Below are 18,690 nucleotides of genomic sequence, written 5' to 3'. Positions count from 1 at the left end.
CCTCATCCCCCTTGATTTGGGTCTATGTTATGTTTTACGACAAAAAGTGCAGCCTGTGTCCGATCTGACAGGCCGAGCTTTGACAGCAGATTGGATACGTGCGTTTTAACCGTTTTTTCGGTAATAAACAATGCTGCGCCAATTTCTTTATTGCTTTTTCCTTTTGCAATTTCAAATAAAACATCTTTTTCTCTATTTGTCAATTGATGTATTTTCTCTTTTTCATTGGCCTGGGCCATATGCTGAAACACGTGGGACATGATCTTCGGGTCCAATGTGTGGCGGCCGGCGTGAACGGCCCGGATCGTCTCAACGAGCTCATCCGGCTCGGTATCTTTCAGCTGATATGCTTCAGCACCGGCCTGGATGGCGGGAATGACATGAGATTGATCGGCATAGCTCGTCAAGGCAACCACTTTGACAGAAGGATACCATTTTTTGATTTGTTTTGTAGCTTCAATGCCGTCCATCTCAGGCATGGAAAGATCCATTAAAACGATGTCAGCCGGCTTGTCTCTTAAGAGGTCGAGCACCTCTTTTCCCGTCGATGCTTCCCCGATGACAGCCAGATCGCTTTTTGTTTTAAAAAAGAACAGCAGCCCTTTTCTGACAATATGATGATCATCGGCAATGATGATTTTCACTTTTTCCATTCTGCTTCCCCCTTCCCATTGTAGGGCAGAACAATCCTTACTGTCGTTCCTTTGCCAATTTCCGACCGGATCTCAAAAGAACCGCCCGCCTGCTCTGTCCGCTCTTTCATTCCCTTTAATCCGAGCGTCGGGATATTTGAAGCGGGATCATATTTAAATCCTTTTCCATCATCCTCGATTTCCAGCATGATCGCTGAAGAAGACAGGCTGATTCTCACATGCGTCAGCTCGGCTTCGGCATGCTTTTTGCAATTGGCGAGGGCTTCCTGGCTCAAGCGCCACATTAATTCTTCCTCTGCCTGCGAAAGGCGCAGCACGCCGCTAAGCGTCAGCTTGATATTGAGTCCGATGACATCGGCGTATTTTTCAATAGCGGCCGCCACTCCTTCTTCAAGGCCCTGCGGCCTGAGCTGCCAGATTAACGCTCTCATCTGATGAAGCGCTTCATGTGAGAGGTTTTGGATAAATTCCAGCATTTCGCGAACCTCTGAATCAGCCGTCATCTCGCCGGCCGCTTTTGCGGTGAGGCTGACGGAAAACAGCATCTGATTGACAGAATCATGAAGGTCCTGGGCGAGCCTGTTTCTTTCTGTGAGAAGCGCGTTTCTTTGCTCATTTTCAGCGAGCCTCATCCGTTTGATCGCCGTGCCGATCTGAAGGGCAACGGCTTCCAGAAGAGCGAGCTCTTCTTTATCAAAATCGAGCTTGCCGGGAGCGGCCACATTCAGCAAACCAAACCGCTTGTTTTGGTCCCTGAGCGGCACTGTTGCATGCTGGGTGATGCCTTCGGGATCCCCCGTCTTCATTTCAATGGCCGTATCAATCCGCTTGCAGTGAATCATATTTGCCGCTCTGTCCAATCTCCCGTCCCTGTATTGATAAAGGCAGTAGCAGTCGCCCTCACACATTAACCTCTTCCGGTCATAAAGAAGGGCTTCAGGCAATGACGCAGAGGCCGTCATCTCAAATCCGCCCTTTTCATCGATCAGAAAAATCCATGCCGTTTTAAGGCCTGTTAAATGGAGCAGCTTTTTCAAAACGGCATCAAGCGTTCCTTTTAGATCATTTCCTTCATTCAATGTTTCCGCGATTTCTTTCAGTGTTTTCAATTTTTCAAAACGGGTATCTTCCCTCAAAGATCCATCCGCCTTTCATGCCAATTTGCGCAGCCCATTTCACTTTTCTTCATTATACACACGTTTTGTGAAAAGCGGATCTCCCATAAGAAGGGGAACCATAGACTGCATGCGGCTGAATTTTTCTAATCCTTTGGCCGTAGATCAATCGTCTAAAAGGTCTTTATTTCTCTTGAAGGACTTGTTTAAAGAGACCAAACTGATCAAATAGCAGAATAACACGACGAGCAAACCAAACAGAATCAGGCTTCCCCATTCCCGTGCGCCGCTCGGAAGGCCGGTGAAAATAATGTCGGCAAACAGAACGACCGCGGCCCAGACGATACTGCCATACAACACCTGTTTTCTTTTTTTGCGGTATGTTCCGTCATTATCGATGTCTGTGTACTCCATGCCTGACAAGAGATAGCGGAAAAGAACATAGACGATATAAATCCCCAATACGGCTGCGCTGACGATATACTCTGATAAATCCCTGCGCAAAACGGCGCCTCTGATGACGACGTCCATCAAAAGCAAAACTGCGATTAATATGCCGGCTTCACTGAAAAATTGAGTCATTCTTTTTTCAATGTATTCATCTGCTGATGCAAACCATTTCATCATGCTTGATCATCCTCCCAAAATAAATCATCCAATGTTTTATCCAGCGCTTTTGCGATGGCGACGCATAGCTGTAATGTCGGATTATATTTGCCTTTTTCAATCAGCCCGATTGTCTGCCTCGTCACATCAACCCGCTCGGCAAGCTGGGCTTGTGTCAATGACTTTTCGATTCGGGCCAGTTTGACTCGGTTAACCATTTACTCCACCTGCTTTTGTTTATAACGCTTTTGACTTTGGATCAGTCATTTATCTAAAAGATCTTTGTTTTTCTTAAAAGACATGTATAAAGAGGCAGCATTCATCAGAAAGTAGAATAAAACAAACAAAAAACACATGACGACAAGATCGAGCCATCCCTCCGCTTCGCGCGGAATACCTGTAAACACCGCCGCTAAAACAAGAAAAATGGCACCTGAAGCCATGCTTCTTGCGAAGATTTCTCTTCTTTTTTTTGAGTAGGTCTGTTTGGTGAAGACGTCCGGATATTCCAGCCCCGACATCAGATAGCGGAACAGGATCAAGCACACATACAATGCAAAAACGCCCCCGCTAACCGCGTATTCTGACGGTTCTCTGTCCAATATGACGCCTCTGATGAGAACATCGAGGAACAATAAAGCGGCGGTTATTATGCCTGCTTCATAACAGAATTGATTCCTCTTTTTGTCGACATATTCATCTCCGCTTTTAAACAGCTTCATGACGGCAGACTCCTTTCCAAGTCCGAAATGCAATTTATATATTGCTTAATGTTATATATATATTACATCATATGTGTTCATGAATCAACTAAAAGGTAAAAAAAAGCCGCCTGCTCGAGGCGGCGGTCTTTCCGATTTTATGAATTTGCTTTAACGATCGAATCGATCTTTTTCATTACTTCATCTGTCAGGCTGTTCAGGCGCGTTTCGCTTTCTTCGCGAGTTTCTCCCTTGACTGCAAAGTAAAACTTCACTTTAGGCTCTGTACCGGATGGGCGAAGGCAGAACCATGAGCCGTCTTCTAGGAAATATTTGAGCACGTTCGATTTTGGCAGGTCGATCGTTTCTTCTCTGTTTTCCTTGAGCAGTATCCGTTTGCCGACAAGGTAATCTTCGGCGGACACGACGCCTTTGCCGGCGATTGCAAGCGGCGGCTGTTGTCTGAATGTGCTCAGAATCGCTGCGATTTGTTCGGCTCCCTCCTTGCCTTTTAAGGTAAGAGATTTCAACCCTTCGCGGTAATAGCCGAATGTTTCAAACAGCTCCAGCAATCCATCGTAAAGGGATTTGCCCTCTTTTTTATAAAAAGCGCATACTTCAACGGCAAGAAGGGCGGCCTGAACGGCATCCTTATCCCGCGCAAAATCGCCGATTAAATAGCCGTAGCTTTCTTCATAGCCGAATTGGAAGGAATATTCGCCGGATGCTTCGTATTGTTTAATTTTTTCCCCGATGAATTTAAAGCCTGTCAGCGTGTCAACTGTATCAAGTCCGAATGAAGCGGCGATGTCGCGGCCCATTTCGCTTGTCACAATCGTTTTTAAAACGACTCCGTTCTCAGGCAGGATTCCTTTTTGCTGTTTTTGAGAAAGCAAATAATGAAGCAGGAGCGCTCCCGTCTGGTTTCCTGTCAGGACAACATAGCGGCCCTCATGGTCTTTGACGGCGACACCGAGCCGGTCTGCATCAGGATCTGTTCCGATCAAAATATCTGCTTCCTCTTTTTCTCCCAATTTGATCGCATATTCAAAAGCGGCGTGCTCCTCCGGATTCGGGGAAGTGACCGTTGAGAAGTCGGGATCCGGCAGCTCCTGTTCGGGAACGACGGTCACATGTTCATAGCCGAGGGCTTTTAGTCCCCGTCTGACCGATTTGTTGGCCGTTCCGTGAAGCGGCGTAAAAATGACCTTTACATCCGTTTCCTTAGCAAGACCAGGATTGACGGAAATCGATGTCAGCTTGTCAAGATACGCCTGATCGATATCCTCGCCAATGATGTTGATGAGCCCTTTTTCTTTTAAAGCGTTCTCATCCCCGGCCGGAATCTCCAATTCATTTTCAATCGCATTGACTTGGTCAATAAGCTTGTCCGCAGCCGCAGGAGGCAGCTGTGCTCCATCATCTCCGTAGACTTTATAGCCGTTGTATTCAGGAGGATTGTGGCTTGCCGTGATCACGATGCCCGCATATGCATGAAGATGTCTTACCGCAAATGAAAGCTCCGGAGTCGGGCGAAGCTCATCAAACAAATATGTTTGAACCCCGTTTGCCGCAAGCGTTTTAGCCGCTTCCATCGCAAATTCGGGCGATTTGTGGCGGGAATCATAGGCAATGACAACTCCCCGTTTCTTGGCTTCTTCACCGTTTGCGGCGATATATGCTGCAAGGCCGGCTGATGCTTTGCGTACCGTGTAGACGTTCATTCGGTTTGGACCGGGCCCGATTTCCCCGCGCATTCCCGCTGTTCCAAATTCAAGTTTTTTATAAAAGCAATCCTCTAATTCTTTTTCGTTTCCTTCCGCCTTGAGGAGGAGGGATTTTAATTCAGGATCTAAATTTTCAGTGTTCTTCCAGCGTTCATAGCTTGTTTTCCAGCTCATGTCAGACCTCCCAATATTCTAGCTTATGTAGCAGCCGTTCTTTTTTTATATTATCGATAAACGTCTGCTTTGTCCAAAATTAGTTGGCGCTTCTTAAAAAATGAGGCTGCCTCTTGTGAAGGCAGCGCCATTTTAGATATGTTGATCGATGTTTGCCGAATATTCCGGCATGCCATTTGTACTTGGCATGTTATTTGCTTTCCAGCGGAACGACCGCGTCATGGAGGAGCTGATCCAATGTTTTCACGTGCTTTTCCTTTGTTTCCGCGTCCCAGTTCAGCTTTTCGCTCATATAGTCTGTAAGTCCTTCTTTATACGTGCGGGCCCAATTGATGTCAAAGAATAATGAGCCTGTTCTCCGAACGAAGAAGTCTGCCGGAACGGCTGCCATCTCTTCGTCGATGCTGTAGTCCATTTCCGCTAATACATGAGCAGGAATGCGGCGTTTTACAGCTTCATCCTTCAGCTTTTGAACCCGTTCAAACAGCCGGTCTGTATTAGAGCCGTATCTGGCTGCAAGCTGTCTGGCCGTTTGTCCGGCTAAGCCCGCCGCCGCTCCTTCTGACGCCTTTTCTTCGATAAAGGACTCGAGGTTTTGGGAACCGCCGATGTGCCCTCCGGATATCGGCATTGTTTTTGTTTTGCAAGGTCCGAAATCCCTGTCACCTTCTTCTTTTAAACGGTCTCTGACAAGGTCGACGATATGTTCAGCCATTTTTCTGTAGCCTGTCAGTTTGCCGCCGGCAATCGTGATCAAGCCGGAATCAGATGTCCAGATTTCATCCTTTCGGGAAATCTCTGACGGATCTTTTCCTTCTTCGTGGATCAGAGGTCTGAGCCCCGCCCAGCTTGATTCCACGTCATTGGCGGTAATGTTCAGATCAGGGAACATATAGTTGATCGCATTGATGACGTAATCCCTGTCTTCGGTTGTCATTCTCGGATGTTCAAGGGCTTTGTTGTAGACGGTGTCCGTTGTCCCGACATAGGCTTTGCCGTCACGCGGAATGGCAAACACCATGCGGCCGTCCGGCGTATCGAAATATACCGCCTGTTTTAGCGGGAAGACCGACTGGTCAAATACAAGATGGACGCCTTTTGTATGCTGAAGGTGTTTGCCTTCTTTTGAGTGGTCTTTTTCTCTCAGACGGTCGACCCACGGCCCTGTCGCATTGACGATTTTTTTCGCATAGACACGGTACGTTTTTTTCGTAAAGACGTCTTCAATCACGACGCCTGCAACCTTTCCGTTTTCATAAATAAAATCGTTCACTTTTGCATAGTTGACCGCTTCAGCACCTAATTTAACCGCTTCTTTCAGCACTTCGATTGTCAATCTGGCATCGTCTGTCCGATATTCGACATAATAGCCTCCGCCTTTCAGGCCGTCCTTTTTCACGAGCGGCTCTTTTTCAAGCGTTTCTCTTGCATTCAGCATGGTTCTCCGCTCGGCCTTTTTGACGCCCGCCAAAAAGTCGTATACCCTGAGGCCGATTGACGTCGTGAATTTGCCGAAGGTTCCTCCTTTGTGCATCGGCAGAAGCATCCATTCAGGCGTTGTCACGTGCGGACCATTTTCATAAACAATCGCCCGTTCCTTTCCGACCTCAGCAACCATTTTCACTTCAAACTGTTTTAAATAGCGAAGCCCTCCGTGAACGAGCTTTGTGGAGCGGCTTGACGTTCCTGCCGCAAAATCCTGCATTTCGCAAAGGGCGGTTTTCATTCCGCGTGAAGCGGCGTCAAGCGCCGTGCCGGCTCCCGTAATCCCTCCGCCGATAATAAACACATCATACTTCTCTTTTGTCATATTCTTTAGGATCTCATCTCGCTTGCGGCTTGAAAATACTGTATCCATTAAAAGTCCTCCCTTGTTGTCACGGCAAATAATAGAAAAAGAGACCACAAACAACCAAAGCAATACAACTGCTTTGGTGCCTGTGGTCTCTCCTCTTCTCCAACCGTTACTATTAACTTGATCACATTATAACATACTTGCGGATTATTTGAAAGCTCTAGCTGCTTTTACCGCTTTTTGCCATCCGCTGTAAAGGTCTTCGCGTACTTTTTCTTCCATTTCCGGTTCAAAGCGTTTTTCCAGCTTCCACTGGTCTTTAATCTCTGACCGGTCATTCCAGAAGCCGACGGCAAGACCGGCTAAGTAGGCTGCACCAAGAGCGGTCGTTTCATTGATTTCCGGCCGCTCAACCGGGACATCAAGAATATCTCCCTGAAATTTCATCAAAAAGTTGTTCTTGACCGCGCCGCCGTCGACACGCAGCGTTTTGACCGAGATACCGGAGTCTTCCATCATGGCGTCGAGCACGTCTTTCGTCTGATATGCAAGAGACTCGAGCGTCGCTCTGATAAAGTGTTCTTTTGTCGTACCCCGTGTCAAACCGAAGACCGCGCCGCGGACATCGCTGTCCCAATATGGCGTTCCTAAGCCGACAAATGCCGGAACCACATATACACCATCAGCAGATTCTGCTTTTACAGCATATGTTTCACTTTCTTTTGCATCTTTAAACATTCTCAGCCCATCGCGAAGCCACTGGATGGCGGAACCTGCGACAAACACGCTTCCTTCAAGCGCGTATTCAACCTTGCCGTCAATTCCCCAGGCGATCGTCGTCAACAGACCGTGCTCCGATTTAATCGCTTTTTCTCCGGTGTTCATCAGCATAAAGCAGCCGGTGCCATACGTGTTTTTGACCATGCCTTCTTCAAAACAGGCCTGGCCGAACAATGCGGATTGCTGATCGCCCGCGGCTCCGGCAATCGGAATATTCTTTCCGAAGAAATGGTAGTCGACCGTTTCGCCGTACACGTGGGAAGACGGTTTGACTTCCGGAAGCATTGATTTCGGAACGCCCAGAATGTCGAGCAGCTCTTCATCCCACTTCAAATCATAAATATTAAACATCAATGTTCTAGAGGCGTTTGAGTAGTCTGTCACATGAGCTTTGCCGCCGGACATTTTCCAGATCAGCCATGAATCAATCGTTCCAAATAGCAGATCGCCATTTTCCGCTTTTTCCCTTGCGCCATCGACATGATCCAATATCCATTTGACCTTTGTGCCTGAAAAATAAGGATCAATCAAAAGTCCGGTTTTTTCCCTGATTTTATCTTCATATCCTTTTTGCCGCAATTCTTCGCATATTCCGGCCGACTGGCGGGACTGCCAGACGATCGCATTGTAAACGGGCTTGCCTGTATGCTTATCCCAGACAACCGTTGTTTCCCGCTGGTTGGTGATGCCGATGCCGGCGATTTGCCCGGCTTGAATGCCTGATTCAGAAAGTGCCGAAGCAATGACGGCCAAAACAGACCCCCAGATTTCATTCGCATTGTGTTCAACCCAGCCCGGGTTCGGGAAATATTGATGAAATTCTTTTTGTGCGGTATGCACAATTTTCCCTTCATTATTGAAAATAATGGCTCTTGTACTTGTCGTTCCTTGATCAAGAGATAAAATATATTTTTCCATTTTAGCTCCCCCTTTATTGTCTCCCCACGATGGATCGGGTTACAAGTTTACTGATTTTTCCACCGTCTGCTTTTTCATATGAATATAGAAACCTAACAATACCACAGCTACTGTAGCGCTTACAATCCAAAAGGCGTTTGTGATGTGCCCTTTAAATGCGGCATTGTAAAAAACGCCGGCAAATGATCCCCCGAGAGCCGGACCCAAGACGGGAATCCACGCATACCCCCAGTTAGAACTTCCTTTTCCCGCAATCGGAAGAACAAAGTGGGCGATTCTCGGGCCTAAATCACGCGCCGGGTTAATCGCATAACCGGTCGTTCCTCCTAGCGACAGACCGATTGCCACGATCAGAAAACCGACGACAAGCGGATTCAAGCCATCTGTGAATTTGTTTGCGCCGATCGCCAAAAGGCCGAGCACAAGAATGAACGTTCCCAAAGTTTCACTGAACAGGTTGGCAAAAGTATTTGGAATGGCCGGCCCGGTCGAAAACACACCAAGCTTTGCTCCTTGGTCTTCTGTTTCCTTCCAGTGCGGCAAATAATGAAGAAAAATGAGAGCGGCTCCCAAAAATGCGCCGAGCATTTGTCCGAAAATATAAGAAGGCACTTGCTCCCAAGGGAAATCGCCGACAAACGCCAGTCCCAATGTGACAGCGGGATTTAAATGAGCTCCGCTGATATTGCCGACGGCATATACGGCCATGGCTACGCCAAGCCCCCAGCCAAATGCGATAACGATCCACCCTGATTGATGGGAAAGCGATTTTTTCAAATTTACCCCTGCGCAAACTCCTGCGCCAAATACGATAAGCAGCATTGTGCCGATAACTTCCCCCCAAAATGCTGTCAAGGCTATCCCTCCTAAAATCTGTTTATATGAATGTTAGAGATGTTCACTGTGTCAAAAGAACCATAAAAAAACACAGCAAATCTTCTTTACATCAGAATTGTAAAGAACTGCTGTGGTCTCCGGGTCTCCGTCACAATGTATCAACTTGGTACGATCGTATCGTATTGTGTAAGCGTTGTCAATATTTTTTCACAATTTATTTTTATTCCCAATACTTTTTCCACAGCTCGGTATCAGAGGTTGTCACTGCGGAGGCGCCCGCCTCTAAAGCACCTTCGACATCCTTCTCAGAACGGATGAATCCCCCTGCAAATATAGGAATGCCTGTTTTTTCTTTCACTTCCCTGATCAAATCCGGCACTACACCAGGAAGCACTTCAATAAAATCAGGTCTGTGTTTTTTTACAAGCTCAATGCTTTTTTCCATGGCGCTCGTATCAATTAAAAACATGCGCTGAATGGCGTATACTTTCTTTTGCTTCGCTTTGGCGATCACACTTGATCTCGTGGACAAAATCCCGGCCGGCTTCATGTCCTGGCATATAAATTCCGCGCCGTATTCGTCATGCTTAATTCCTTGAATCAAATCAACATGAACAAACATTTTTTTGCCGCGGGCCCTTGCCGCACTGATTACGCCTCCCAGCCGTCCGAGATGAATGTCGAGAAGGACGCCGTATAAAAAAGGACTGTCCAGAAACATATCGAATTGCTTCATATTTCGAATGGCTGGTAAAATTTTTTGATCGTGAAAACTCATGTTCCATCTCCTTCGTTTAACTTCCTGCTATGACAGCATCCTGTATTACACTAAAGGAATTTTCGCCGTATTGCAATCCCTTGTTCGTATGTCTGTTTTTTTTCATCGTTCCCAAAGCACATCATTTTACATTCATTCTTTGCCAAGTCATAATTTTGCGTAAACCACACGAAAGGGGAATGATCGTGAAAGCCATCATTCATGACGGAACGAACGGCCTTGCAGGACTAAAGATGAAAGATGCAGCCGATAAAACGCCCGGATACGGGGAAGTCAAAATAAAACTAAAAGCGGCGGGATTAAATCACCGCGACCTGTTTCTTTTCCGCTCGCGAAAAGAAGGCGACACGCCATTTATTCCCGGATCTGACGGGGCGGGCATTGTCGAAGAAATCGGCGAGGGAGTCACAGATCTCGCCGCCGGTACAGAGGTCATCATTAATCCAAGCACTGACTGGGAACACACGGATTCCGTCCCCAAAGTACCCGAAATTCTTGGCGGGCCTAGTGACGGAACCTTTGCAGAATATGTGGTGGTCTCTGCGAAAAACGCCCTTCCAAAACCGGCCTACCTTACGTGGGAACAAGCAGGAGTCCTGCCTTTATCAGCGCTGACCGCTTTCAGGGCCCTGTTTACAAAAGGCAGGCTGAAAAAAGGTGAGCACATATTCATACCAGGCATCGGCAGCGGTGTGGCAACATTTGCCCTGCTCATGGCAAAGGCGGCGGGCGCAGAGGTCACCGTTTCATCGCGAAGCGAAGAAAAAAGAGCTGAAGCGCTTCGCCTTGGCGCCGATCGCGCGATTGACAGCAGCGGCGATTGGAACGAAATCCTCAAAGGGGAAAAAGTCGATTTCGTCCTGGACAGCATCGGACCGGCAACATTCCCAAAGTACTTTGATATTTTGGAGCCGAACGGACGAATCGTCAATTTTGGAGCAAGCTCAGGAGACAGCATCGAACTTCCGCTCCGCGCGCTATTTTTCCCGCAAATCAGCATCATCGGCACATCAATGGGCAGCCTTGAGGAGTTCAAGGATATGATTCAGTTTATGGAACGCCACTCGCTTCAGCCGATCGTTGACAAGGTATTCCCTTTAGCAGATGCGGCCGAAGCCTTTCACCGCATGATGAATGGAGAACAGTTCGGAAAAATCGCGTTGTTGATCGACGTTTAAATGGTTTAGATGCCGGCGGCCGAGCCGCCGCATCCGCTTCCTTTACTGCAAACAGCAGAGGCTTTCTTTCAGCGCTTTTATGATGAATGAAAGGTCTTCTTCTGTCAGACTGAGAGGCGGCGCAAGCTGGATGACGTTGTTATACCCTGCCGCAGTGTCCGCATTTTTACTGACAATCAAGCCTTTCCGTCTGCACGCCAGAATCACTTTGTTGACGTCCGCCATATCGGCTGGTTGTTTCGTTTGTTTGTCTTTCACCAGTTCGATCCCTATCAGAAGCCCCTTCCCCCGGATGTTCCCGACTTTCGAATGCTCTTCAGCCTCCTTTAATTCATCGAGCAGTTTGTTCCCAAGCATGCGGGACCGGTCGATCAATCGCTCATCTTCCATGATGCCGAGGTTTTTGATTGCGAGCGCACAAGCTGCCGGGTTTCCTCCAAATGTATTGACATGACGGAAACGGTCATACGGATCGTCGCCTGCATATGCTTCATAAATCTCCCGTTTGACGGCGGTTGCCGCTAATGGCAGATATCCGCTCGTAATGCCCTTGGCCATCGTAATGATATCCGGTTTTACACCATAGTTCATAAAGCCGAACCGCTCACCCGTACGGCCAAAACCGCAAATGACTTCATCGCAGATTAATAGCGCCCCGTGCTTTTCGCATATGTCTTTGACTTTCGCCATATATCCGTCAGGAGGCATGAGAATGCCGCCGCCTGTTATGATCGGCTCCATGATCATGGCGGCGACCGTGTCCGGGAGCTCCCACATTATGACCTTGTCAATGTTCTCAGCGCTTTCAAGGGTATCTTGATCAGCGGGATTGCGATACAGATCAGGCGGCTGCACATGGACAAATCCGTGGCCGAGAGGCTCATATTTATACTTTCTCTGGGCCTGGCCGGTTGCGCCGAGCGCTCCCATCGTGTTCCCGTGATAGGCTCTATAACGGGAAATGAATTTATATCGCGTATGGTCTCCTTTTTGCTGATGATATTGGCGGGCGATTTTAAAGGCCGTCTCATTTGCCTCTGAGCCGCTGTTTGCAAAGAAAATCACATAATCTCCGCCAAGCCACTCATTCAGCTTTTCTGCGAGCCTGATGGCCGGTATATGTGCATGTGTAAGCGGGGCATAGGGCATCTCTCTTAATTGTTCGTACGCCGCATCTGCAAGTTCTTTTCTGCCGTAGCCGACATTCACGCACCAAAGCCCGGCCATCCCGTCCAAAAAACGGCGGCCGTCAACATCTGTAATCCATGCACCCTCGGCTTTCTCCACAACAAGACGGGACGGGTCCCGCGCCATGCCGCTCATGGCGTGCCAAAGGTATTTCTGATCTTTTGTTTTCACGTTCAATCGGTGTTCCTCTGCCTGCAATCTATCCACCTCATTTCATGATCTGAACATGCACCATCTCCATTTATATTTATTGCACTTCTTCTGAGGAAATGCAGCTCCTTCTTTTGTTTTTCCAAAGGAAAAAGGCCGCCTGGTGACACATTCAGGTCAGCCCCATATTGAAAGCAGCCACAGCACAACCGGCAGTGTCGCCATGCTGAGCATTGTGCTGATAAAGGTGGCGCTTGATACGATTTCAGGCTTTGTTTCAAACTGAACAGCCATCAGCGTCGTATTTGCGGCGGTCGGCATCGCCGCCGACAAAATCATGATCTGCTTGACCAAATTGTCAACAGGCAGAATAAGCGAAAATCCCAATGCAATCAGGGGGGATATAAACAGCTTGAGCAAGAGCGAATAAGAGATTTTTCGATATTCAAAATGTTTAAATGAAATCGCGGCAAGCTGCATACCGAGAATAATCATGATCGTCGGAATCGCAGCATCCCCTACCAATTTAATTGCCGTCATGAACTGTTCGGGAATCGAAATATGACTTAATTGAAATGCGATCCCGAGCAGCGCCCCGTAAGCAACGGGCATTCGCGTCACCCTGCTCATCACCGTTTTAAAGCCGTCTGCTTCAGGGCTTCCTTTTGCCGCATAATAGATACCGATCGTGCTCATGACGAGCTGTTGGATCACCATCAGCACCACGGCAGTATCCAGACCCGCCGTTCCGTAGACAAGCAAAACGACAGGCGTCCCGTAATTCCCGTTATTCATGAAAGCCGAAGACAAAATCAGTGCGCAGCGTTCCTGATTGGAATACCCGTGAATGCGGGAAATGAGATAGACCAATAGAATCAAAGCTGTGCAAAGACCAAGTGCAAAAACGGACATATACAAATAATCCATGGTCAGCTTGTTTTCATAAAACGTGTCAAACGCCAAAAATGGAGACATTAAATAAAGAGACATGGTAGATAAGTTTTGGATATCAAAGCCAAGCAGCTTCTGCCCGACAAATCCGATGGCAAATACTCCGAAAACAGGGAGCAAAACGAGTAGAAATTCCATGATGCACCTTCTTTTTATGTATAAAACGCTTTCAGCCGTCATGTTAAATGATAAAGAAAATTCACTCTACTTTCAATCCTTGCAAGTCGAATATGATAGAATAAGCTGGATGAAGCAAAAATAATTGATTGGAGTCTGTCATGATCATCAATAAACGGGATTTTGACGTAAAAGGAGTGCGCTATACGATAGGTCAGCCGTCAAAAATGATGCACCGCAATTATCAGAGTTAAGAGTACAGATTGACGGAGAAACGGAATATTTAGACAGGGAAAAAGGAGAAGCATTCATAGATGCTGCGCGTTTTGAACAAATCATACAAGCGGATGCGGAAAAAAGCAGGAATTTATTTTTAGTAGCTGAAGCAGAGGAGCGGATCATCGGCTTTTCAAGGTGCGAAGGCACAGATTTGAACAGATTTTCTCACAGAACAGAATTCGGAGTATGCGTCTTAAAAGACTTCTGGGGGTACGGAATCGGGACAAATCTACTAAAGGAATCTATTTTTTGGGCTGACAGCAGCGGCATCAAAAAAATGACTCTCCTTGTTTTGGAATAAATGAGAAAGCCATCAATCTCTATCAAAAACACGGCTTTGAGATAGAAGGCATATTAAAAAAAGACAAAATCCTTTCTGACGGCAAATTCTACAATACAATTGTGATGGGAAGGTTTCATGAATGACCGCGGGCGAACCCATCAAAAAAAGCGGAGCCGCTTTGAGACTCCGCAGATTTTTATTTTACCTGCCGCCTTCCTCCCGCCGTTTCTCCCTCGCAAACGTATAATTGCCTTCATATCGCGTCAACCGTCCGTCTGCAAGCCAATACGTGACATTAAAAATTTTATCGAGAAAATATCTGTCGTGGGACACCGCGATAATCGTCCCCTGAAATTGGCCGAGCGCCTCTTCAAGCACTTCTTTTGACTCGATGTCCAAATGGTTTGTCGGTTCATCGAGAATCAGCACATTATGATGCTGATGAACGAGCTGAGCCAGACGAAGCCGCATACGCTCGCCTCCGCTTAAGTCCTTCACTTTTTTAAAAACGGATGGTCCGTAAAACATGAATCTGGCAAGCATCATCCGGGCCTCGCCTTCAGTCGCGGTGACTTTATCGCGAAATTCGGCCAAGACGGACCGCTCTCCATCCATTTCCTCGACATGCTGGGTAAGATGAGCGGCAGACAGATTGCTGCCAAGCTGCACCTCGCCGCTGTCGGCTGCCGCAGTACCATTGATGATGTTGAGCAGCGTCGTTTTGCCGCTGCCGTTTTCGCCGACAATGGCGGCGCGTTCCTGGAAGCGGATATGCATGTTAAGGCTGTGAAAGAGCTCCTGCTTTCCAAAGCGTTTACTCACCTCTGCAAGCTTAACGACGTCTTTTCCGCTCCGCTCATCCATTTTGAAGGCGAGGTCGATTTTTTTCCGGTCGAGCGCAGGCTTTTTTAGCATTTCGATCCGTTCCAGTGCTTTTTCCATGCTTTTGGCGCGGCGGTGCAGCCCGTCATTCGGAGGATTGGCCCTGTTCGCCCACTCCTTCAGACGCTTTATCGTTTCCTTCATTTTTTTGATTTTCTTTTGCTGGTCCTGATATTGCTGAAATTCCCTGATCAAACGCTCCTCTCGTTCAACTATATATCGGGAGTAGCCGCCTTGGTAAACATGAAGCTCTCCTTGGTCGATTTCAACAATGGAAGTGACGGCATCATCCAAAAAATATCGGTCATGGGACACGATGACCACAGCGCCTTTATACTGTTTAATGAACGAGGTGAGCCATTCAATCGCCGTCAAATCCAAATGGTTTGTCGGTTCGTCTAATAAAAGCAAGTCAGGTGCTGAAAGCAGCAGTCTGGCCAGACCGACTTTTGTCCTTTCTCCTCCGCTCAAGGATCGCCAAGGGGTGTCAAATAGCCGTCCGATATTCAAGCCGGCGGCGACGCGTTCAATTTGTGCGCTGACCTCGTAGCCGCCTTTTTGCTGAAATTCGTCCTGCAAGGCGCCATACCGTTCCAACAGCCGCTCGAGTTGATCCGCATCTTGTTCGTTTGCCAGTTTGCGTTCAATGTCGGACAGCTGATGCTGTGTTTTCCATAATGATGCAAACACGTCAAAAAGGAGTTCTTTCACCGTTTGGTGCCCGTCATGCCGGGGAGCCTGCTCCAACAAGCCGGCGGAAATTCCTTTTTTCCATGTGACAAGGCCTTCATCCGGCTTCACTTGTCCGCTCATTATCTTTAATAATGTCGTTTTTCCTTCGCCATTGCGGCCGATCAAACCGATGCGCTCCCCTTGTTTGATTTCACACGATATCCCGCTGAAAATTCCATGTCCTCCATATGATTGTGTCACATTCTGGATACTGCATATCATCATGAATCTCTTCCTCCATTAGCGAAGAGACACCTGATCATAAAAAAAGACGGCAGAGCTGCACGCTGCCGTCAGGATCAAAAGCAGATAAAAATCCGATTGTGGGCAGATGTCTCTCACTGGTATTTTTCCCTATTGCATGTGTAAAAAAGGGCAGACTGATCCCGTAAAACACATTCTCCGGAAAAAATCGCGCGACAAATATACAGATGGGCTTGCATATCTGTCATACGCTTACCAGTTTGATTCATCTTTTCCACCTCCTTATCATACATCCAATATATGAAAAACCGGACGGAAAGTCAATCCCGAAAAAAGCCGGACTGATATACAGGCCGGCCGCAAATTATTTTTTATAATGAATCCGGTAAATATCATGGCGTCTGTCTTTCAGCTGCCGAACCGTTCCATTCTGGCGCTGTCTTCTAAGGATCTCCAAGTCAACGTCGCCGATGACGACCATTTCGATGTTTGGATTGCATTCGCCGACAATCCCGTCCCTTGCAAATTCAAAATCAGAAGGTGCGAAAATCGCGGATTGTGCATATTGAATGTCCATGTTTTCGGTCTGCGGCAGGTTTCCGACCGTCCCGGATATGACCGTATATACCTGGTTTTCAACTGCTCTCGCCTGAGCGCAGTATCTGACGCGCAAATATCCCTGCCGGTCTTCCGTACAGAAAGGCGTAAAGATGATCTTGGCGCCTTTTTCCGTCGCAATCCTCGCAAGTTCGGGGAACTCGATGTCATAGCAGATTTGAATCGCGATTTTTCCGCAGTCTGTATCAAATACGCGTACTTCATCCCCTCTGCTGATGCCCCACCACTTCCGTTCATTCGGCGTAATATGGAGCTTGTATTGCTTCTCAATCGTGCCGTCCCGTCTGAACAGATAGGCGATATTGTAGATTTTCCCTTCCTCTTCAACAAAATGGGACCCGCCGATAATATTTACGTTGTATTTAACAGCGAGATCTGTGAACAAGCTGATGTAGTCCTCTGTGTATTCAGTGATCCGCTGAACGGCAAGGCTCGGGGACCGCTCTTCCAGAAAAGACATCAGCTGGGTCGTGAAAATTTCCGGATAGACCGCAAAATCCGCACCGGCGTCTGAAGCAACATCAGCATAATATTCCACTTGATTGGCAAACTCCTCAAACGAATGAATCTGCTTCATTTCGTATTGAATTACGCAAATACGAACCGGAAAAGCCGACTTGTAGTAGCGTTTCGTTTGCGGCAGATAGTCGACATTATTCCACTCCATCAATGTCGCGTATTTGCTCGATGCTTTATCATCCGGCAGATAGTTCGGATTAATCCTCATCATCGTAAACCCATTCAGGAGCTGAAAAGAAAGGACCGGATCATAAATCTGGTGGTGAATGACCTGCTCGACATATTGTCTCGGCGTCATTTCAGAGGCGTATTTATGATAATTCGGTATCCGTCCGCCGATGATGATGCTTTTCAAGTTCAGCCGTCTCGCCAGATCCTTCCGCGCTTCATAAAGACGGTGGCCGATTTTCATTCTTCTGTATTCAGGATGAACCATGACTTCAATCCCGTACATGTTCAGGCCGTCCGGGTTATGGTTGGTAATATAGCCGTCATCTGTAATGTCCTGCCATGTATGGCGGTCATCATATTCATCAAAATTGATCAGCAGGCTTGAGCATGAACCGATGACTTCGCCTTCAAGCTCCGCGCAAAACTGCCCTTCCGGAAAATGCTCGAGATGGCTCTTCAGGTGCTCCCGTTTCCACGGGATCATGCCCGGAAAGCAAAGCTCCTGAAGCCCGATGATGCTGTCGATGTCTTTTTCCTCGATATTGCGGATGACGATCTTTTTTTCAAAACGGGAAAGGTCCAGTTTTTCAGACACGCCGCATTCCTCCTCTGCCCTCTTTATGCTTGTTTAGACACTGTTTCGATCAGCTGTTCCAATTCCATTTCGGCCATTGATTCAAGCCGGTGGTCATAATGCTCGAATAACAGGCTCTTTGTTACTTTATTCGGGACGATGACACACTTCATTCCCGCGCGTTTCGCCGCAATCGAACCGTTGACGGAATCTTCGAAAGCTATGCATTCCTCAGGTTTGACGCCAAGGCACTCGGCGGCCTTTAAATAAAGCTCGGGATTCGGTTTGACTTCCTCGACATCATCTGCCGTTCTGATGCATTCAAAATCGTCGTAGAGGCCGATTTGCTTTAAATGCTGTGACACCCATTTATAATCAGAGCTTGATGCAAGGCCGATTTTTAAACCGAGCTCTTTTGCCGCCGCTAAATAAGCTTCCACGCCGGGACGCGCTTTTTCATTTTCAAGCCTTTTTGTAAAACGTTCCTTCCTTAAGGCTGTCAGTTTTTCATGATCCAGCTTCTTTTGCAGCTGCTCCTCAAGGTAGACAAAGGGCTGAAAGCCGGCAGCCGTCCCGATGACTTTCCCCCACACCGACATCGGAAGAGCCGAGCCGTGCTCTTCAAAAATTTCCTGAAGCACTTCATAATCATGTGTTTCTGTATCTAAAATAAGACCGTCAAAATCAAAGATCACTGCTTTAATCATGTCGCTTTGTCCAACTCCTTCTGCCAGTTTGCACACTCATTGTATCCTTCTTA

The 18,690-nt window shown here is 47.4% G+C and carries 16 protein-coding genes and 1 pseudogene; 2 read left to right on the top strand and 15 right to left on the bottom strand.

The window, feature by feature from the left end; genetic code table 11:
• Positions 1–2: 2 nt before the first annotated feature.
• The 10 genes from R5H20_RS05315 to R5H20_RS05270 form a co-directional block, all read right to left on the bottom strand.
• On the bottom strand, positions 3–653 hold the full coding sequence (locus R5H20_RS05315; RefSeq protein WP_006636607.1) for a response regulator: 651 nt from the start codon (positions 651–653) through the stop codon (positions 3–5).
• A complete protein-coding gene (locus tag R5H20_RS05310) occupies positions 641–1,789 on the bottom strand; it encodes a GAF domain-containing sensor histidine kinase (protein WP_006636606.1) in 1,149 nt (382 codons plus the stop codon). Before R5H20_RS05310 ends, R5H20_RS05315 begins: the two co-directional genes overlap by 13 nt.
• Before the next feature lie 144 nt (positions 1,790–1,933).
• Entirely contained in the window at positions 1,934–2,395 is a 462-nt protein-coding gene (locus R5H20_RS05305) for a DUF6773 family protein (RefSeq protein WP_006636605.1), read from the bottom strand.
• Positions 2,392–2,592: a helix-turn-helix transcriptional regulator gene (locus R5H20_RS05300; RefSeq protein ID WP_006636604.1), complete on the bottom strand. Its 201-nt coding sequence runs from the start codon at positions 2,590–2,592 to the stop codon at positions 2,392–2,394. Before R5H20_RS05300 ends, R5H20_RS05305 begins: the two co-directional genes overlap by 4 nt.
• A gap of 45 nt (positions 2,593–2,637) precedes the next feature.
• The gene (locus R5H20_RS05295; protein WP_006636603.1) at positions 2,638–3,096 is read right to left on the bottom strand and encodes a DUF6773 family protein; all 459 of its coding nucleotides are present in this window, start codon (positions 3,094–3,096) and stop codon (positions 2,638–2,640) included.
• A gap of 137 nt (positions 3,097–3,233) precedes the next feature.
• Positions 3,234–4,976, bottom strand: coding sequence for a phospho-sugar mutase (locus R5H20_RS05290; protein WP_006636602.1), 1,743 nt, complete (start codon positions 4,974–4,976; stop codon positions 3,234–3,236).
• A 190-nt stretch (positions 4,977–5,166) separates the two neighbouring features.
• Positions 5,167–6,834, bottom strand: coding sequence for a glycerol-3-phosphate dehydrogenase (gene glpD / locus R5H20_RS05285; RefSeq protein WP_006636601.1), 1,668 nt, complete (start codon positions 6,832–6,834; stop codon positions 5,167–5,169).
• 144 nt (positions 6,835–6,978) lie between these two features.
• Positions 6,979–8,469, bottom strand: coding sequence for a glycerol kinase GlpK (glpK, locus tag R5H20_RS05280; RefSeq protein WP_006636600.1), 1,491 nt, complete (start codon positions 8,467–8,469; stop codon positions 6,979–6,981).
• Between the two features lie 39 nt (positions 8,470–8,508).
• A complete protein-coding gene (locus R5H20_RS05275; protein ID WP_006636599.1) occupies positions 8,509–9,324 on the bottom strand; it encodes an MIP/aquaporin family protein in 816 nt (271 codons plus the stop codon).
• Between the two features lie 202 nt (positions 9,325–9,526).
• A complete protein-coding gene (locus R5H20_RS05270; protein WP_006636598.1) occupies positions 9,527–10,084 on the bottom strand; it encodes a glycerol-3-phosphate responsive antiterminator in 558 nt (185 codons plus the stop codon).
• 185 nt (positions 10,085–10,269) lie between these two features.
• On the opposite strand from R5H20_RS05270, the gene R5H20_RS05265 reads away from it, so the two are divergent.
• Entirely contained in the window at positions 10,270–11,262 is a 993-nt protein-coding gene (locus tag R5H20_RS05265) for a quinone oxidoreductase family protein (protein ID WP_006636597.1), read from the top strand.
• Between the two features lie 42 nt (positions 11,263–11,304).
• Here R5H20_RS05265 and R5H20_RS05260 read toward each other — a convergent pair whose 3' ends face one another.
• Both R5H20_RS05260 and R5H20_RS05255 read right to left on the bottom strand, forming a co-directional pair.
• The gene (locus tag R5H20_RS05260) at positions 11,305–12,657 is read right to left on the bottom strand and encodes an aspartate aminotransferase family protein (RefSeq protein WP_373870145.1); all 1,353 of its coding nucleotides are present in this window, start codon (positions 12,655–12,657) and stop codon (positions 11,305–11,307) included.
• A gap of 120 nt (positions 12,658–12,777) precedes the next feature.
• Positions 12,778–13,689: an AEC family transporter gene (locus R5H20_RS05255; RefSeq protein WP_006636595.1), complete on the bottom strand. Its 912-nt coding sequence runs from the start codon at positions 13,687–13,689 to the stop codon at positions 12,778–12,780.
• A 140-nt stretch (positions 13,690–13,829) separates the two neighbouring features.
• Between R5H20_RS05255 and R5H20_RS05250 the strand changes: the two are divergent.
• Positions 13,830–14,373, top strand: a pseudogene (locus tag R5H20_RS05250) (N-acetyltransferase family protein).
• A gap of 58 nt (positions 14,374–14,431) precedes the next feature.
• Here R5H20_RS05250 and abc-f read toward each other — a convergent pair.
• The 3 genes from abc-f to R5H20_RS05235 form a co-directional block, all read right to left on the bottom strand.
• Positions 14,432–16,069, bottom strand: a complete 1,638-nt coding sequence (abc-f, locus tag R5H20_RS05245; RefSeq protein ID WP_006636594.1) for a ribosomal protection-like ABC-F family protein — start codon at positions 16,067–16,069, stop codon at positions 14,432–14,434.
• 343 nt (positions 16,070–16,412) lie between these two features.
• Positions 16,413–17,951 (bottom strand): carbon-nitrogen hydrolase family protein, encoded by a 1,539-nt coding sequence (locus R5H20_RS05240; RefSeq protein WP_006636593.1) that lies wholly within the window; start codon positions 17,949–17,951, stop codon positions 16,413–16,415.
• A 23-nt stretch (positions 17,952–17,974) separates the two neighbouring features.
• Positions 17,975–18,637 carry an HAD family hydrolase gene (locus R5H20_RS05235; protein WP_006636592.1) on the bottom strand — a complete coding sequence of 221 codons (663 nt, stop codon included), beginning with the start codon at positions 18,635–18,637 and terminating at the stop codon, positions 17,975–17,977.
• Positions 18,638–18,690: the final 53 nt, after the last annotated feature.

The sequence above is a fragment of the Bacillus sp. KICET-3 genome (genome assembly GCF_033261025.1).
GTDB lineage: Bacteria > Bacillota > Bacilli > Bacillales > Bacillaceae > Bacillus > Bacillus sonorensis.
The sequence above is the reverse complement of the archived record's forward strand: the minus strand, read 5'-3'. Positions and strand labels throughout refer to the sequence as shown.

What these genes read in the sequence shown, in the direction of transcription:
- R5H20_RS05255 (WP_006636595.1), bottom strand. Translation starts at nt 13,689, where the DNA reads ATGGAATTTCTACTCGTTTTGCTCCCTGTTTTCGGAGTATTTGCCATC.
- R5H20_RS05235 (WP_006636592.1), bottom strand. Translation starts at nt 18,637, where the DNA reads ATGATTAAAGCAGTGATCTTTGATTTTGACGGTCTTATTTTAGATACA.
- glpD (WP_006636601.1), bottom strand. Translation starts at nt 6,834, where the DNA reads ATGGATACAGTATTTTCAAGCCGCAAGCGAGATGAGATCCTAAAGAAT.
- R5H20_RS05290 (WP_006636602.1), bottom strand. Translation starts at nt 4,976, where the DNA reads ATGAGCTGGAAAACAAGCTATGAACGCTGGAAGAACACTGAAAATTTA.
- R5H20_RS05305 (WP_006636605.1), bottom strand. Translation starts at nt 2,395, where the DNA reads ATGATGAAATGGTTTGCATCAGCAGATGAATACATTGAAAAAAGAATG.
- glpK (WP_006636600.1), bottom strand. Translation starts at nt 8,469, where the DNA reads ATGGAAAAATATATTTTATCTCTTGATCAAGGAACGACAAGTACAAGA.
- R5H20_RS05295 (WP_006636603.1), bottom strand. Translation starts at nt 3,096, where the DNA reads ATGAAGCTGTTTAAAAGCGGAGATGAATATGTCGACAAAAAGAGGAAT.
- abc-f (WP_006636594.1), bottom strand. Translation starts at nt 16,069, where the DNA reads ATGATGATATGCAGTATCCAGAATGTGACACAATCATATGGAGGACAT.
- R5H20_RS05315 (WP_006636607.1), bottom strand. Translation starts at nt 653, where the DNA reads ATGGAAAAAGTGAAAATCATCATTGCCGATGATCATCATATTGTCAGA.
- R5H20_RS05300 (WP_006636604.1), bottom strand. Translation starts at nt 2,592, where the DNA reads ATGGTTAACCGAGTCAAACTGGCCCGAATCGAAAAGTCATTGACACAA.
- R5H20_RS05270 (WP_006636598.1), bottom strand. Translation starts at nt 10,084, where the DNA reads ATGAGTTTTCACGATCAAAAAATTTTACCAGCCATTCGAAATATGAAG.